The 15,727-nt window shown below is 68.8% G+C and carries 21 protein-coding genes and 1 pseudogene; 20 read left to right on the top strand and 2 right to left on the bottom strand.

Annotated features, from left to right (window positions below; all coding sequences use genetic code 11):
* Positions 1-5: 5 nt before the first annotated feature.
* From VGL30_RS00400 to VGL30_RS00390, 3 genes are read left to right on the top strand one after another with little or no spacing between them, the layout of a single operon-like run.
* A complete protein-coding gene (locus VGL30_RS00400) occupies positions 6-2,081 on the top strand; it encodes a DNA cytosine methyltransferase (RefSeq protein WP_331535617.1) in 2,076 nt (691 codons plus the stop codon).
* A complete protein-coding gene (locus VGL30_RS00395; protein ID WP_331535615.1) occupies positions 2,078-2,326 on the top strand; it encodes a DUF3310 domain-containing protein in 249 nt (82 codons plus the stop codon). Before VGL30_RS00400 ends, VGL30_RS00395 begins: the two co-directional genes overlap by 4 nt.
* On the top strand, positions 2,319-2,822 hold the full coding sequence (locus VGL30_RS00390; RefSeq protein ID WP_331535613.1) for a hypothetical protein: 504 nt from the start codon (positions 2,319-2,321) through the stop codon (positions 2,820-2,822). Before VGL30_RS00395 ends, VGL30_RS00390 begins: the two co-directional genes overlap by 8 nt.
* Before the next feature lie 13 nt (positions 2,823-2,835).
* Here the strand turns inward: VGL30_RS00390 and VGL30_RS00385 are convergent, their stop codons facing one another.
* Together VGL30_RS00385 and VGL30_RS00380 are read right to left on the bottom strand one after the other, a co-directional pair.
* Positions 2,836-3,129, bottom strand: a complete 294-nt coding sequence (locus tag VGL30_RS00385; RefSeq protein WP_331535611.1) for an addiction module antidote protein — start codon at positions 3,127-3,129, stop codon at positions 2,836-2,838.
* Position 3,130: 1 nt separating this feature from the next.
* On the bottom strand, positions 3,131-3,421 hold the full coding sequence (locus VGL30_RS00380; RefSeq protein WP_331535609.1) for a type II toxin-antitoxin system RelE/ParE family toxin: 291 nt from the start codon (positions 3,419-3,421) through the stop codon (positions 3,131-3,133).
* An 80-nt stretch (positions 3,422-3,501) separates the two neighbouring features.
* On the opposite strand from VGL30_RS00380, the gene VGL30_RS00375 reads away from it, so the two are divergent.
* The 17 genes and pseudogenes from VGL30_RS00375 (at position 3,502) to VGL30_RS00295 (ending at position 15,702) form a co-directional block, all read left to right on the top strand.
* Complete coding sequence (locus VGL30_RS00375) at positions 3,502-3,735, top strand: hypothetical protein (protein ID WP_331535607.1); 234 nt, start codon at positions 3,502-3,504, stop codon at positions 3,733-3,735.
* A complete protein-coding gene (locus VGL30_RS00370; RefSeq protein WP_331535605.1) occupies positions 3,732-4,457 on the top strand; it encodes a hypothetical protein in 726 nt (241 codons plus the stop codon). Before VGL30_RS00375 ends, VGL30_RS00370 begins: the two co-directional genes overlap by 4 nt.
* Positions 4,454-4,600, top strand: a complete 147-nt coding sequence (locus VGL30_RS00365) for a hypothetical protein (RefSeq protein ID WP_331535603.1) — start codon at positions 4,454-4,456, stop codon at positions 4,598-4,600. Before VGL30_RS00370 ends, VGL30_RS00365 begins: the two co-directional genes overlap by 4 nt.
* Positions 4,593-4,946: a hypothetical protein gene (locus tag VGL30_RS00360; protein WP_331535601.1), complete on the top strand. Its 354-nt coding sequence runs from the start codon at positions 4,593-4,595 to the stop codon at positions 4,944-4,946. Before VGL30_RS00365 ends, VGL30_RS00360 begins: the two co-directional genes overlap by 8 nt.
* A gap of 57 nt (positions 4,947-5,003) precedes the next feature.
* A pseudogene (locus VGL30_RS00355) lies at positions 5,004-5,267 on the top strand (DUF2312 domain-containing protein); the annotation flags it as partial.
* A 42-nt stretch (positions 5,268-5,309) separates the two neighbouring features.
* On the top strand, positions 5,310-5,528 hold the full coding sequence (locus VGL30_RS00350; protein ID WP_331535700.1) for a DNA translocase FtsK: 219 nt from the start codon (positions 5,310-5,312) through the stop codon (positions 5,526-5,528).
* The gene (locus VGL30_RS00345; RefSeq protein WP_331535599.1) at positions 5,525-5,779 is read left to right on the top strand and encodes a hypothetical protein; all 255 of its coding nucleotides are present in this window, start codon (positions 5,525-5,527) and stop codon (positions 5,777-5,779) included. Before VGL30_RS00350 ends, VGL30_RS00345 begins: the two co-directional genes overlap by 4 nt.
* Positions 5,779-6,687 carry a hypothetical protein gene (locus VGL30_RS00340; protein ID WP_331535597.1) on the top strand — a complete coding sequence of 303 codons (909 nt, stop codon included), beginning with the start codon at positions 5,779-5,781 and terminating at the stop codon, positions 6,685-6,687. The genes VGL30_RS00345 and VGL30_RS00340 overlap by 1 nt, the downstream gene beginning before the upstream one ends.
* Positions 6,684-7,706: a helix-turn-helix domain-containing protein gene (locus VGL30_RS00335; protein WP_331535595.1), complete on the top strand. Its 1,023-nt coding sequence runs from the start codon at positions 6,684-6,686 to the stop codon at positions 7,704-7,706. Before VGL30_RS00340 ends, VGL30_RS00335 begins: the two co-directional genes overlap by 4 nt.
* Positions 7,706-8,236: a hypothetical protein gene (locus VGL30_RS00330; protein ID WP_331535593.1), complete on the top strand. Its 531-nt coding sequence runs from the start codon at positions 7,706-7,708 to the stop codon at positions 8,234-8,236. The genes VGL30_RS00335 and VGL30_RS00330 overlap by 1 nt, the downstream gene beginning before the upstream one ends.
* Positions 8,237-8,422: 186 nt before the next feature.
* Entirely contained in the window at positions 8,423-9,274 is an 852-nt protein-coding gene (locus VGL30_RS00325) for an AAA family ATPase (protein WP_331535590.1), read from the top strand.
* A 126-nt stretch (positions 9,275-9,400) separates the two neighbouring features.
* Positions 9,401-9,883 (top strand): hypothetical protein, encoded by a 483-nt coding sequence (locus tag VGL30_RS00320; RefSeq protein WP_331535588.1) that lies wholly within the window; start codon positions 9,401-9,403, stop codon positions 9,881-9,883.
* A gap of 1 nt (position 9,884) precedes the next feature.
* Entirely contained in the window at positions 9,885-11,558 is a 1,674-nt protein-coding gene (locus VGL30_RS00315) for a terminase large subunit (RefSeq protein WP_331535586.1), read from the top strand.
* A gap of 1 nt (position 11,559) precedes the next feature.
* Entirely contained in the window at positions 11,560-12,924 is a 1,365-nt protein-coding gene (locus tag VGL30_RS00310; protein ID WP_331535584.1) for a phage portal protein, read from the top strand.
* 8 nt (positions 12,925-12,932) lie between these two features.
* On the top strand, positions 12,933-13,760 hold the full coding sequence (locus VGL30_RS00305) for a S49 family peptidase (protein ID WP_331535698.1): 828 nt from the start codon (positions 12,933-12,935) through the stop codon (positions 13,758-13,760).
* A gap of 114 nt (positions 13,761-13,874) precedes the next feature.
* Complete coding sequence (locus VGL30_RS00300; protein WP_331535582.1) at positions 13,875-15,191, top strand: phage major capsid protein; 1,317 nt, start codon at positions 13,875-13,877, stop codon at positions 15,189-15,191.
* Positions 15,192-15,252: 61 nt separating this feature from the next.
* Complete coding sequence (locus VGL30_RS00295; RefSeq protein WP_331535580.1) at positions 15,253-15,702, top strand: hypothetical protein; 450 nt, start codon at positions 15,253-15,255, stop codon at positions 15,700-15,702.
* Positions 15,703-15,727: the final 25 nt, after the last annotated feature.

Here is a 15,727-nt window from a genome sequence, read left to right as displayed (position 1 = left end):
GCGGCATGAGGGGCGCTCACCCGACTGACGAACTGATCATCGACCTGTTCGCCGGCGGCGGCGGGGCGTCGACGGCGATCCTGAACGCCACCGGGCGCCATCCGGACGTGGCCGTGAACCACGACCTCGACGCGATCGGTATGCACGAGGCCAACCACCCGGCGACGCGGCACTTCCACTGCGACGTGCGCGAGGTTGATCCGGTCGTGGCCTGCACCGTGGACGGCGTGCTCCAGCCCGTCGGCTTGATGTGGGCGTCGCCCGACTGCACGCATTTCTCCAAGGCCCGCGGCGGCATGCCGGTCGAGAAGGGCATCCGCAGCCTGGCCGACGTGGTCGTGGACTGGGCGCGCGCCGTGCGGCCGCGGCTGATCCATCTCGAGAACGTCGAGGAGTTCCAGGACTGGGGCCCCGTGCTGGAGAACGGCCAACCCTGCCCGGAGCGCAAGGGGCTGGACTTCCGGCGCTGGGTCAAGGCGCTGGAGGACCTGGGCTACGTCGTCGACTGGCGCGAGCTGGTCGCCGCCGACTATGGCGCGCCGACCACCCGCAAGCGGCTGTTCCTGATCGCCCGCTGCGACGGCGAGCCGATCCGCTGGCCGGCGCCGACCCATGCCAGCCGCGCCAAACTGGCCAAGGGCGAACTGTTCGGCAGCGCGCTGAAGCCGTGGCGGTCTGCCGCCGAGATCATCGATTGGTCTCTGCCGATCCCCTCGATCTGGGACCGCAAGAAGCCTCTGGCCGACAAGACTCTCGCCCGGATCGCCAAGGGCGTCCGCCGCTTCGTGATCGAGAGCCCCAAGCCGTTCATCGTGCCGCTAACCCACAGCGGGCCGGGCCGGGTGCACGACCTGGCGGACCCGCTGCGCACGGTCACCGGGGCCAACGGCGGGGAGTTCTCGCTGATCGAACCGACCCTGGCTGTCGCCGGCGCCAGCGTCGGCGTGGGCGGCCGGGCCGGCCAGAGTCCGCCGCGCGGGCTGGACGACCCGTTGCATACCGTGATGGCCAAGGGTGACCGCGCCATCGCGTCCGCCATGCTGGTGCCGCGCTACGGCGAGCGGGAAGGGCAGGCGCCGCGCTCGCTCGACATCGGCGCGCCCTATCCGACCGTGGTCCCGACGGGGAACGGCGGCGACCTGAGCGTCGCCTACCTGAGCCGGCAGTTCGGCTCGACCGTCAGCGGTCGTGACCTCGACGAACCCGCGCCCACCGTCATGGGCGGGCGGGCCGCCGGCGGGAAGTCCGGCGTGGTCGCCGCGCACCTGTCGCGCATGGCCAAGGGCTCGGTCGGCGGCGATCTTGCCGACCCCGCCAAGACGCTGCTGGCGCACAGCAAGGATGCGATCGTCGCAGCGCACCTCTCCAGCATCGCCTATGGCGACGACCGTCCGCGGGCCGGGCTGCGCGCTTCCTCCCCCGAGGAGTCCGTGGGGACGGTCACCGGGTCGAACGACAAGACCGTCGTCGCCGCCTGCCTGGAAAAATATTACGGGACCGGCGCCGCCGGGGCGGACGCTGAACAGCCGCTGCCCACCATCACCGACCGGATGCGCTTCGGTCTGGCCGGCGTGTTCATGGAGCAGGCGAACACCGGCATGGTCGGCCATCCCATGGAGCGCCCGCTCAGCACCATCGTGGCCGGCGGCGGCGAGCACGTCGGCTGGGGAACAACTCAACGCCTGATCGAAGTCCGCCTCGCGGAGATCGAATCCGAGGCCGGCCCGCGCCGCCGCAAGGTGCTGGAGTTCCTCTGGGCCCACTTCGGGCCGCCCAGCGAGGACGAATGGGCCGACCCGATCGCCACGGCCATGGGCCGGCTGCGCCTGGGCCTGGTGAGGATCGCCGGGGCCGTCTGGCAGATCGTCGACATCGGCATGCGCATGCTGGTCCCGCGCGAGCTGTTCAACGCACAGGGCTTCCCGCCCGGCTACATCATCGACCGCACGGCCGACGGCCGCCCGATCACCAAGACCTCGCAGACCGCCAAGGCCGGCAACAGCGTCAGCCCGCCGATGGCCGAGGCGACGCTGCGGGAAAACCTGACGTGGATGACGCTGCCCGATCGGAGGGCCGCATGACGCCCGAAGACGAAGCCTTCTGGCGCGATGCGCCTGAGCGCGTGAATCACCCGCGCCACTACAACGCCCATCCCTCTGGGGTGGAGTGCATCACGATCGTCGAGCACATGAGCTTCAACGTCGGCAACGCCATCAAGTACCTGTGGCGCGCCGATGAGAAGGGCGCGCCGATCGAGGATCTTGAGAAGGCGGCCTGGTACATCGCCCGAGAGATCGCCAAGCGCAAGGCGGCCTCCCATGCTTGAGCGCCCCATCCTGATCCGCGCCATCCTCCTGGACGGCCTCGATGAAGACGGCAACGCCCGGGTGCAGGTCAACTACGCGCCCGGCACGGCTTCCGCACATGGGCGCACGCGGTTCGTCGACCCGGCGGCGATCGTCGAGCTGCCGCTGTCGCGGGCCTGGCTGGACATCTTCGCCGAGCGTCACCGCCAGGTGCGTGTGGAAGGCTGGACGCCGGACCTCGACGACGAGCACCACGGCGGCGGCGGCATGGCCCGCGCGGCGGCCTGCTACGCCTATGCGGGCAGCTTGGATCACCCCACGCGCCGCGAGCGGGTCGTGCAGGCGCTGTGGGACAGGCGCGGCTCGGAAGACGGACGGCCGATCAAGCTGCTGTGGCCCTGGGCCATGCGCTGGTGGAAGCCGAAGGACCGCCGCCGCGACCTGGTGCGCGCCGGCGCCCTGATCATCGCCGAGCTCGAACGGCTCGACCGCGCCCGCGTAGGGGCGGGCGCATGAGCGCCAAGATCTCCTACGCCGCCTCGGCCGGCGCCACCGTCAGCTTCAGGTGCAGGGCGGCGATCACCTTCAGGAAGGTGTCCAGCGTCGGGTTGCCCTCGGCGCTGAGCGCCTTGTGCAGGGCCTGGCGCGACAGGCCGGTCTGTTCGGCCAGGGTGGACATGCCACGGGAGCGGGCGACGGTTCCGAGGGCGTGGGCGATGTCGGAAGGGTTGCCTTCGGCGAACACCGCCTCCAGCACGCCGGCGACATCGTCGGGGGTTTCGATCAGGTGCGCTAGGTCAAGCGGCAGGGTCTTCAGGGCCATCTCAAATCTCCTTCGCCAGTTTCAGCGCCCGCGAGATGTCGCGGTCCTGAGTGGATTTGTCTCCGCCGCAGAGCAGGACGATGACTTCGCTGCCGCGGCGGACGAAATACAGCCGGTAGCCCGGCCCATAGTGGATGCGCGCTTCGCTCACGCCTTCGCCGACCGGCTTCGCGTCGCCGAGCGAGCCGTTCTGCATCACGATCATCCGGGCGACGATCCGCTGATGCGCCTTCCGGTCCCGCAGGCCTGCGAGCCATTCGGCGAAATCCTCGGTCTGGCGCATCTCGATCATGTGTCAACTGTAGTTGACGACATGGCGCGTTGTCAACTGAAGTTGACGGCTTGCCCGCCCCTGCACGGGGGTGCGCGGCCATGAACAAGATCACCTACGTCAGGGTCGGCGGCCCGCCGGCCGACTGGCAGAGCATCGAAGTCGTCGACCTCGACACCGGCCAGCTGGTCGAGGGCGTGATCGAGGTCGATTCCGACTGCGGCTGGCTGGTGCGCCGCGCGTCCCCGGCCTGGTCCGCGGCCTGGCAGACGGGCGCCGCCCCGGCCCCGGAGCGGATCAAGGGCCGGTTCTACCTGCGGCGGAGGCGAGTATGAAGCCCGCCGGATCCTCCGCCGTCATGGCCGCCCGGGCGCCGGAGCTGGTGGAGGCCGACGACTCGCGCCAGGCGCTGCACCGCAAGCTGGAGTACTTCCCGACGCCCCCATGGGCGGCCCGGGCCGGCGGCGAGCTGATCGCGCGTCTCGACGCCGGACCCTGGCAGGCCTGGGAGCCGGCCTGCGGCGAGGGCCACATGGCCCATGGGCTGGCCGACGACTTCGCCCGCGTGCACGCCTCCGACATCCACGACCATGGCTGGGACGGCCAGCATGGGCCGCCGCTCGACTTCCTGGGCCGCGATGCCGACGTCTTCACCGAGGCCGACTGGATCGTCACCAATCCGCCGTTCGGCCTGGCCGCCGAGTTCGTGCAGGCGGGCCTGCGACGGGCGCGCCGCGGCGTGGCAGTGCTGGCCCGCACCACCTGGTTCGAAAGCGCTGAGCGCTATCCGCTGTTCTTCGGCGAGACGCCGCTCTCGGTGTTCGCGCCGTTCTTCGAGCGGGTGCCGATGGCGCTGGGTCGATGGGAGCCGAAGGGCTCCACGGCCACGGCCTATGCGTGGTTCGTCTGGATGAAGCCGTCGACGAGCCGGGACTCCACCACGCCCATCGTCAAGCCCATCCCTCCCGGAACGCGCCACCGCCTGACCCGGCCCGACGACGCCCGGCTGTTCGGGGCCAAGGCGGGCGCGCCGCTGTTCGACGAGGTGAGCGGATGATCTGGCTGATCCTGATCCCCGTGCTGTTCCCCTCGCTGTTCCTCGCCGTCGTCGGCATGCCGCGGGCCGAGCTCGCCGACGCCGGCTTGCCCGAGCGGGACGAAGGCTGGTTCGACGTTCCCGGCGAGGGGCCCGATGCCTGAGCGCCTCCCCGCCACCCGCATCCCGCCCGACCGGGTCGTGCACGGCCACAACCCCTTGCTGTGCCCCTGGTGCGGCCAGGACATGGGCGCGGCCACCCTGACGCTCGAGGCGCTGCAGCTGGCCCACCAGGAGCCGCGGGGCCTGGCCTTCGCGCACCGGGACGTGGACGGCGTGGCGGACGATGCGGCGCTGGCCGCCGACTGCCCGCAGTGCGCCCGGCCCGTGCTGGTCGCCCTGCAATGGTTTCACAGCGCCGGGCGCGTGGTGCGCCTGCTGGGCGCGCGGACCCCGGCCGACGCCGCCTGGCTGGCGGACCGCTCGGCGGCCGAGCCGGCCGACACCTGATCGATCCCCCAGGCCCGCCGGGGGACCGGGGCGGGCGCCGTTATGGAGGAAGCCCTTATGGCTGACGGAGGCTCGAATATCGACGTGCTGAACAGCACAGCCCAAGGCCAGCTGAAGTCCATTATTGAGCGCGTCGAGCGCCTGGAAGTGGAAAAGGCCGAGGTCGCCGAACAGATCAAGGAAGTGTTCGCCGAGGCCAAGGGCAACGGGTTCGACGTGAAGATCCTGCGCCGCGTGGTGCGCCTGCGAAAGACCGACAAGGCTAAGCGCCAGGAGGAGGACGCCATCCTCGACCTCTATCTCGCAGCATTGGGCGAGTTGCCGCTGTTCGAGCGGGCGGCGGCGCCGTCGAGCGACGCGATCGTGACGGCGCAGGACGTGATCGACGTGGCGCACACGCTGTATCGGGAGGCTGTGGCGCTCGTGCTGGAGAACCGCAACGCCTCGACCTCCTTCGTCCAGCGCAAGCTCCAACTGCCCCACAAGACGGCCCTCGTGCTGATGGACCTGATGGAGGCGCAGGGCGTGGTCTCGCCGGCCGACTTCAAGGGCAAGCGCCAAGTGTTGGCGCTGGCCCCATGAGCAAGCGCCACGCGCCACGCCCGCCGGACCTGTTCGGCGAGCGCCAAGACGACCGGGTCGAGCGGGTAAACCTGATCGATATCGCCCTGCACCTGCACCACCAGACGGGGAAGGCCTGGCTGCTGTCCGACGACGGCGACGTGAAGTCCGCCAAGTGGCTGGCGTTCTCCATGGGCCAGCGGGGCGAGGGCCGGGACGACGGGGTGTGGACGATGGCGGTGTGGAAGGCGAAGGAGCTGGGCTGGGTCTGATGGGGGTTTCGGGGGCGTACGATCTTGGGGCTTGGTCCGACGGCCTGGCCGAGTGGGTTGATGGCGATACGGCGTTCCTGTCGGTCGCCTTCACCTGGAAGCTGGACGAGGCCTATGCGCGGGCGCTGTGGCATCGCGCGGCCGGCCGCAAGGTGCGGGTCGGCGGCCCCGGCGTGTTCACCCGCAAGCACTACCTCGCCGACGTCGCCGAGATCGGCGGCTCGATTCCGGACGCCTTGGTGCGCCACAATCCCATGGCCACGAAGGCCAGCGAGGGCTGCCCGGTCGGGTGCTTCTTCTGCATCGTCCCGGCGATGGAGGGGCGCGAGTTCACGTTGCTGCCGGAGTTCGTCCCGCGGCCTGTGCTGACGGACAACAACCTGTCCGCCCTGCCGGCCGAGTATCAGCAGTTCATCGTCGACCGATATGTGGGCGCCGGCGTGCCGTTGCTGGACGCCAACAGCGGGTTTGAGCCGAAGACCTTCGACGAAGAGGTGTTCGAGCGCTGGCGGCCGATCAATCGCGGCCCATGGCGCTTCGGGTCGGACGAGGCGCTGGAGCGGGCGGATGTCGAGCGGGTGCTGGGGATGCTGCGCCAGCGCGGCGTCGGCGCCCGCCGGATCCAGGTCTATACGATGATCGGCCATGAGCCGTTCGACGTCTGCATGGAGCGCCTCCGCCATGTGATCGAGCATGGCGGCGAGCCCTACGTGCAGCCGATCATGAAGCTGAACGCCCTGCGCAAGGAGCCCTGGGTCCGCCACGACTGGACGCCCCTTAAGCTCCGCCAGGTGCAGCGCTGGGCGAACCGGCACATCTGGCGCACCTCGCCGTTCGAGGACTACCGGGCTTCTGAGAAGTCCCGCGGCGCGCCGATCGACGATCTGCAGGGGAGCTTCGCCCTGTGAGCACCGACGCCACCACCTGGGCTAAGGCGCAGAAGTGCCCTTCGGCGCGCGCCAAGGCCGTGCTGATCTGTCTGGCGCCATACGCCGACGCCGAAGGCATGGCCTGGGCTGCAATCGACGTCCTGGTGATAGAGACCGAGCTTAAGATCGCGCGGACCGTCCAGCGCGGGCTGGCCGACCTGAAGGCCGCCGGGCTGATCGAAGAGACCGGCGAGACCAAGGTCTTCAAGGGCAGGATCTATCCGATCTATCGGCTGCCGCTGGAGCGCGGTCCGGCCAACACCCGCGAGCGCCTGGCCATGGACCGCGCGGAGCTTGGGGTGACGCCAGTGTCACCCCATGGGGCTTGGGGTGACACCACAGTCACCCCGCGGGGTGACACCGGAGACGCGCTTGGGGTGACACCCATGTCACCCAAAGAGAACCAACAGAATCTCCAACCTAACTCTCAGGGCGCGAGCGCGGGCGAGCCCGAGTGGCGCGCAGGGTTCGAAGCCCTCAAGGCCGCGGTCCCGGCGCTGATGGTCGCCAACTCGAACCTGGACCAGGCGCTGCAGGCCTACATCGAACTGGCCCAAGGCGGTCAACCGGTTGAGAAACTTGCGCTTTATGCGGCCAGGATGGCGGTCCATCCGACGACCCTGAAGCGGGATTTCGCCCCGGTCGGGCTCGAAAAGTGGCTGCGCTGGGGCCGCTGGGAGGGCTGGACGGACGAAGCCCTGGCGAAGAGCGGGCAGGGTTCGGCTGCCGGCAGCGCCGCCGGCTCGACGCGAACGCCGTTCGCCGATCCCCACATTCGAGCCGCTCTGGTGGCCATGTCCAGCGGGGCCTCGGTGGCCAGCTACCTCGACCCCTGCGGCTGGGATCCGGCCGGGCGGACGATCACGCCCAGGACGACGATGGCGCGCAAGTGGCTGGCCGAGAAGCTGCGGCATTGGGCGGGACCGAGTGAGGCGCCGCTCCTGGCGGCGCCGGCGCAGGCGGGCGCCGTGAACAGATCAGTCGAAGGGGTGTCGTGATGGCCAACGCCGCGTTGTCGAACCGGGCCCGCAGGCAGTTGCTCAAGACCATCGCGCCGGCCCCGCGCCATCCCAGGGTGGGCGAGGCCGGGCAGGGGGTGCGGGTCAGCGCCGACCCCGCTCCGCCGGCGGACCGCGACGGCCTGGTGTGGCTGGGGGAGAAGAAGCGGCTGACCCCCGATCAGCTGAAGGCGGCGTTCCACTACCGCGACGCCTTCCGCGACGCCGGCGAAGTGTCGCTGAAGTCGGCGCTGGACGTCGGGGTGGGCGGCGGAGGCTATGGGCCGGCAACCCCGTCGCCCCTGGTCAGCCTGACCACAGCGCGGCGCGCGCTGCTGGTGATCCGCTACCAGGTGCTGCGGGGGCAAGTGGACATGCTGACGGTGATGGACGGGGTGTGCGGCGCGGGCCACACGCTGCGCGGCCTGGCCGGCGGCGACAAGCACCGGGCGCGGGACCTGGAAATCCTGCTGAAGGCGGCGCTGGACCAGGTGGTCGCATTCCGATGTGTCGCGACAAGCGGGGCTTGACGAACGGCGCCGAACCAGCGGACTAATCCTCCACCGCCCGAATCGCGACCGCAACGCCGCCCCCGCCTCCCAGTGAGGCCCGAGGGGGTCGCCAGGGGCCGTCGGCGCGGAACCTCAGACATCATCGTATCCTCCCAGGCATCCGAGGCTTAGCCGTTGGGCTATCTCACCAACCTGCAGCCGACCTTGGGCGCGCTGCCGCCGCGCATCGCGCGCACGGCCGACGCCGAGGGCCACAGCGTCACGGTCGAGTTCTGGCGCAGCTGGTACAAGCTGGCGCGCTGGAAGCGGCTCAGGCTTCGGGTCTTTCTCAGGGATCTCTACACCTGCCAGCGCGCAGAGTGCGGGCGCCTGATCGGCGACACCTCGCAGCTGGTGGCCGACCATAAGGAGCCGCACCGCGGCGATGCGGTGTTGTTCTGGGAAGAGGACAACATCCAGACGCTGTGCGCCCCGTGCCACAACCGCTTCAAGCAGTCGCAGGAGCGTGCGGACCGGATAGGCGGTCTCCCGTCAGGCTCACGCCACGCCAGTCCGGGCAGGATGGCGCGGCCGGATTGGTTCCGTCGCGTGCACGTTCCGCTGACCGTGGTGTGCGGACCGCCGGGCGCCGGCAAGTCCACCTATGTCCGACACCATGCCGGCCCGGACGACCGGATCATCTGCTTCGACGAGATCGCCACCCAGCTGATCGGGCGGACCGGGCCGATGCGGACGCAGGCGGCGCTGAGCGTCGATCAGATCGCGGACATCCTGCGCGTGCGCAACGAAGCGCTCGGCGACCTGATGCGGGTCAAGGCCAAGGCGATCTGCCCAGCGGCCTGGCTGATCCTCACCGAACCCAAGGCCGAGCATCGGACATGGTGGGCCGAGACGCTGGGCGCCCGCATCGTGGTGATGCCGACGCCCGCCGCCCTCTGTCGCGAGCGCATTGCCCACGACGCTGCGAACGGCGACATCCGCGGCGAGGGCGCGCGGCGCCTCATCGACGAATGGTGGCGCGTCTACCGCCCCGCCGAGATCGACGTCATCGGCTGACCCCCGAAATGCGACAGGTGAGAACCGATCGCACTTGACACCTCGCGACGGGGTGGGGGGGTCGAATCCCTACGAAAATCGCGAGCTAGGGGACCGGCGGCCCCGTCATTCACGGATTTTTTTCTGATGACTGAGGATTCCCCGGCCAAGGGCCCGGCGGTTGATCTGCTCGGTGATCCCTGGACGCCGCCGCGCGATCCGCGTGGGCGCAAGCGTCATAAGCGAAATCCGCAAGTCGCTGAGAAGGTTGCAGTTCTCAGGTCGACAGGATCGACGGTTTCGGATATCGCCAGCCGCTTGGGGATCAGCGAACCGACGCTGCGGCAGTATTATTTTCGGGAGCTACAGCAGGGGAGCGTGCTGGCCCGCCAGGTGCTGACCGAGGCGCTGTGGAAGCGGGCGCTTGAAGGCAGCGCCGCGGCGGCCAAGCTGGTGCTGCAGGAAATGGAGAAGGGCGACTTCATCGCGCCGGTCGCTGCGGCGGCGCCCACGGCGTCAGATCCGAAACTGGGCAAGAAAGAGCAGGCGGCTGTCGCCGCACAGTCGGCCGGCCTCGACACCGCGTGGGGTTCCGACCTGCAGCTCGCCGCCCCGCCGACCGTGAACTGACTTGTGGTCGACAGCCTGCCCTGACTGGGAGGACCGGCTGCTTTCCGGCCGCTCGCTGGTCCCGGACTTGCCGCTGTTTCCCGACGAACGGGATCGGGCGCTCAGGATCTTCAACCGCCTGCGGGTTCCGGACGTCGTCGGTCGCCCGGCCATGGCCGACGCCGGCGCCGAGTGGTTCCGCGAACTGGTCGCCGTGGTGTTCGGCTCGTTCGACGTCGAGACCGAGCGGAGGATGATCCAGGAGGTCTTCCTCCTAGTCCCCAAGAAGAACGGGAAAACCAGCTACAGCGCCGCGCTGATGCTGACGGCGCTGATCGTCAACCGGCGGCCCGAGGCGGAATACCTGCTGATCGCGCCGACGATGAAGATCGCCGACACCGCGTTCAAGCAGGCGAGGGGGACGATCCGGGCCGACCCCGAACTGGTGAAGACCTTCCACATCCAGGAGCACGCCCGGACGATCACCGATCGCCGCAACGGCGCGCTCCTCAAGATCATCGCCGCCGACACCGACGTGATCACCGGCCAGAAGGCGACCGGCATTCTGATCGACGAAATCCACGTGCTGGCGAAGAAGCCGAAGGCCGCGGAGGTCTATGTCGAGATCCGGGGATCGCTGGCCGCCCGGCCGGACGGCTTCCTGATCCAGATCACCACCCAGAGCAAGGAACCCCCGGTCGGGGTCTTCAAGGCCGAGCTGGCGATCGCGCGCGACATCCGTGACGGCCTGATCAAGTTGCCTCGGCTGCCCGTGCTCTTCGAGCTGCCGCAGCGTCTCAGCGAGGACGACGGCTGGAAGGACCAGGAGACCTGGCCGCTGGTCAATCCGAACCTGGGCCGCTCGGTCGACGGGAGCTTCCTCAGCAACGCCCTGATCGCCGCCGAGCGGGAAGGCAAAGAGGCGCTGGCGCTGCTGGCCTCGCAGCACTTCAACGTCGAAGTGGGCCTGGCGCTTCGGAACGACCACTGGCCGGGCGCCCGCTACTGGCAGGCCGCGACTGACGAGACCTTGACCCTCGACGAACTGCTCGCCCGCTGCGAAGTGATCGTGGCCGGCGTCGACGGCGGCGGGCTCGACGACCTCTACGGCTTCACGCTGATGGGGCGCTGCCGGGAGACCAAGCGCTGGCTGTCGTGGTCGCGCGCGTGGGTGCAGCCGGAAGTCCTCGACCTGCGGAAGGACATCGCCTCGATGCTCCGCGACCTGGAGAAGGCGGACGAGCTCAAGATCTGCGAGTTCACCACCCAGGACATCGAAGAGATCGTCGAGATCATCGGCCTGGTGCAGGCCGCCGGGCTGTTGCCGGAGAAGGGCGCGATCGGGCTGGACGCCCAGGGCGTCTCGGCCCTGGTGGATGGCCTCCTCGACCTCGGCCTCGCGCCCGAGCAGCTCGCCGCCGTGCCGCAGGGCTACAAGCTGATGGCCGCGATCAAGGGCGCGGAACGGAAACTGAAGGATCGGACCATCGTCCCGTCGGCGCAGGCGCTGATGACCTGGTGCGTCGGCAACGCCCGGGTCGAGCCCCGCGGCAACGCCATCCTGATCACCAAGCAGGTGGCGGGCCTGGCCAAGATCGACCCGCTGATGGCGTTCTTCAACGCCTTCGAGCTGATGAGCCGTCACCCGGAGGCCGCGCAAATGCAGCTCACAGCCGAATCGATCCTGGTCGTCTGACGTGAACTTCATCCAACGTGGTTTCCGCTGGGCGGCTGAGGCCGCCGGTGCGATCCCGAGCGACCCGATGGACCCCCGCTTCTGGGGAGGCAACTCGTCCGGCGTCACCAATGCCGGCGAGTGGGTGGGCCCCGACCAGGCGTTCCAGCTCGACGTCGTCCAGTCCGTACTGGGGCGGCTGTCCGGGACCGTCTCAACGTTGCCGCTCATGGTGTTCGAGCGCATCGCGATCGCGGCCCCGGCGGCCGATGACGACGCCGACGACGGCGTCGAGGAGGACGATGATCCGGATGGCCGCCGCCCGGCGCGGGAACATCCGTTGTTCCGCCTGCTCCACAAGCAACCGAACCCGCGGCAGACCTCGCAGGAGTTCCGCGCCGAGCTGGTGATCCACCTGGCCTTCTGGCGCAACGCCTACTCGCGAATCGTGTCGGATCTCGACGGCGCGGTTGGCTCGCTGGAGCCGATCCACCCCAGCCGTATGGTGGACATCAAGGAGCGCGACGGCCGCGTCTTCTACAAGTTCACAGTCCCGGGCTCCGCCGAGTACCTGACGCTGCGGGACGACCAGATCTGGCACATCCGCATGGCTCCGCTGACGACGGATGGTCTGCGGGGCCAGTACATGTGGGAAACCAGCCGCGAGACGTTCGGCCGGGCCCTCGCCGTCGAGAAGTTCGGATCGCTGTACTTCCGCAACGGCGGCGGGGGCGGCGGCATCCTTGAGCATCCCGGCACCTTCAAATCGAAGGAAGATCAACAGAACTTCCTTGAAGCTTGGCGCTCGGGCGGATCCGGACTCAACCGTCACTCCGATCGCCTGTTGCTGCAGGGCGTGAAATATACCCGCCAGACGGTCAATAATGACGAGGCGCAGTTTCTAGAGACCCTGAAAGAGGTCTCCGTGAAGCTCTGTCGGTTGTGGAACATGCCGCCGCACATGGTCGGCATCCTCGATCGAGCGACGTTCTCGAACATCGAGCAGCAGTCCACCGAATACGTCGTCTACACGCTCGCGCCCTACCTGGAAGCCATCGAGCAGTCGGCGGAGCGGGACCTGCTGATCGGTCCTGATCAGGACCGCTACTTCGTCGAGCACAACGTCGACGGACTGCTGCGCGGCGACTGGAAGACACGGTGGGCCGGCTACGCGCAAGGCCGCCAGTGGGGCTGGCTCAGCGTCAACGACATCCGCCGGCTGGAAAACATGCCGCCGATCGACGGCGGGGATTCGTATCTCGTTCCGACCAACATGGTTCCGGCCGACCAGATCCCGCCGCCGGCAGACGACGCACCGGCCGACCCTACGCCGCCACCTGCTCCGCCGGCGGCGGCTCCGAAACCCAAGCCACCATCCAGGAAGTAGGGTTGACCATGCCCGATCTCTCGACCCTGCTTTCGACGGCGGCGGCCCAGCTCCTGCTGGGGCTGTATGCGTCGGGCGAACGGCTGTTCGCCATCGATGAAGACCGGCTGGGGCACCTGGCCAAGGCTGAAGCCCAGGCCCGCGGGCCGTCGCATATCGCCATCCTGCCGCTGCATGGCGCCCTCGCCGCACGCGGTAGCGGGTCTATGGAGACCTTCCGCAACCGACTGAGCGCGGCCGCGGCGAACCCCGAGATTGGAGCGATCGTAATTGACGGCGACAGCCCCGGCGGCACCGTAGCCGGAACCGCCGAGACCGGCGCCGCCGTGAAGGCCGCCGCGCAGGTCAAGCCGGTCGTGGCGCTGGCCGACACGCTGGTGGCCTCCGCCGCGTACTGGATCTGCAGTCAGGCCTCACAGATCTGGATGACGCCCTCGGCCGAAGTCGGCTCCATCGGTGTGATCGGCGTGCACTTCGACGTCTCGTCGCTGCTGGAGACCAACGGCATCAAGCCGACCCTGATCAAGGCTGGCAAGTTCAAGGCCGAGCTGACCCCGTTCGAGCCGCTGACGCCGGAGGCGCGCGACAACGTCCAGGCGCAGGCCGACGCCAGCCACGCCGATTTCATCCGCGCCGTCGCCGAGGGCCGGAAGACCAGCATCGCCAACGTGGCGGACAATTACGGGCAGGGCCGGGTTCTGGGCGCCAACCGTGCTCTGGACCTGGGAATGGTCGACCGGATCGGCTCCATGGCCGACGTGCTCGCCAGCCTGCGCACCTCGACCGGGACCGTCCGCAGGCGGATGGCCCGCCGGACGTCGCTCGCCTTCGCCTGACACCCGCCTGGGCCTCTGGGCCCGGACCTTCACCGCTTACCACCATCTCCGCCTGTGCTCCGCCGGGGCCACAGGAGACGGAGCTCCTTTGCCTCGGCTTTACGGAGATCTTCGATGCCGAAGAATCTAAAGGAACTCCGCCAAGCCCGCGCGGACAAAGCCAAGCGCGGCGTGGCGGCCACTACCGAGTTCAACACGCTGAACGCGAAGGACGACCGCACCACCGAAGAGGAAGCCAAGATCGGCGCGCTTGGCGGCGAACTGGACACCCTCGAAGCCGAGGTTATTCAACTCGACAAGGACATCGTGGCCGAGGAAGCTTCGGCCCGCCGCAGCGGCCTGTTCTCGTCCGCCGCCCCGGCCGCTACGCTCATCCCGGCAAGCTCCACCGCGCGCACCGAAGAAGCCGACCCCGCCTTGACCGGCGGCTTCAAGAGCATGGCTGACTTCGCCGGCGCCGTCGTTCAGACCACGCTCGGCCATCACGACGTTCGTCTCGGCGCCACCACCTCGACCTACAATCAGAATGCTGGGGCGTCGGGTGAAGGCTACCTGGTCCCGCCGGAGTTCTCCAAGCAGGTCTGGGACATCGCCTTCGAAGACACCGACCTTCTGGGCATGGTTGCGCCTGAGCCGACGATGTCCAACGCCGTGTTCAAGCCGAAGGATGAAACCACACCCTGGGGCGCGGTGGGCGTCCAGGCCGTCTGGCGCTCGGAAGGCGCGCAGATGACCGCCACCAAGGTCAACGTCACCGGCGAGATGATGACCCTGCACGAGCTCTACGCCTTCTGCGCGGCCTCGTCCGAGGTGCTCGCCGATGGCCCGATGCTGCAGGATCGTCTGACCCGGCAAGCCGGCAACGCGATCAAGTGGCAGGCCTCGGACGCGATCATGTGGGGCAACGGCGTCGGCAAGCCCACGGGCTTCATGACGGCCCCATGCCTGATCACGCAGACCAAGGAGTCCGGCCAGGCGGCCGCCACCGTCGTGCTGGCCAACCTCTCCAAGATGGCGTCACGTGTCCTGCGCACCGGCGGCAGCCCGATCTGGATCATCAACGCCGACGTGATGCCGCAGCTCGTCGGCCTCACCTTGGGCAACGTTCCGGCTTATCTGCCGAACAATCAGCCCATCGTCGGCAGTCCCTGGGGCGGCTATCTGCTGGGCTACCCGGTGCTGTGGACCGAGCACGCCCAGACCCTGGGCACGGTCGGCGATATCGTCTGCGCCAACATGTCCGGCTACTACGCTGCGACGAAAGGCGGCGGGGTCGATTTCGCCACGTCGATCCACCTCTACTTCGACCAGAACCTGACGGCCTTCCGGTGGACCTTCCGCGTGGCTGGCCAGCCGTACCTGTCGGCGGCGGTCTCGCCCGCCCACGGCTCGACCACCAAGTCCCACTTCGTCGCCCTGCAAGCCCGCTAAGCGCCCGGCGGCCCCCAGCGGGCCGCCGGCCCTCGCCCCCTATTCGAAAGGAACTCCGGTCATGTACCCGAGCCTCAAGCCTTCTCAACGGGCGGCGATCGTCGCCGTCATCAGCCCGCAATCGGCGTCGTCCGTCCAGTCGTCCGGCTGGGTCGACGCGTCGAAGTTCCAACACCTCTTGGCGACGATCGTCGTCGGCGCCCTTGGCGCCTCGGCCACCGTGGACGCCAAGCTGCAGCAAGCCACCGACTCTTCGGGGACCGCCGCCAAGGATATCACCGGCAAATCGATCACTCAGCTGCTGAAGTCCACGCCCGATGACAACAAGCAGGCGGTGATCAACCTGCGGCAGGAAGAACTCGATATCGCCAACAACTTCAATTACGTGAAGTTGATGATCACCCCGGCGGTGGCGGCCAGTCTGATCTACGGCCAGCTCGAGGGCTTCGATCCCCGCTATGGCCCTGCGGACGGCTACGCTGCGACCACGGTCGCCCAAGTCGTCGCCTGACCCTGGAGGCGCGGTCCTTCGGGGC

This window comes from Phenylobacterium sp. (assembly GCF_036502675.1).
GTDB lineage: Bacteria > Pseudomonadota > Alphaproteobacteria > Caulobacterales > Caulobacteraceae > Phenylobacterium.
Note: the sequence above shows the minus strand (reverse complement) of the source record. Positions and strands in the feature narration are given on the sequence as shown.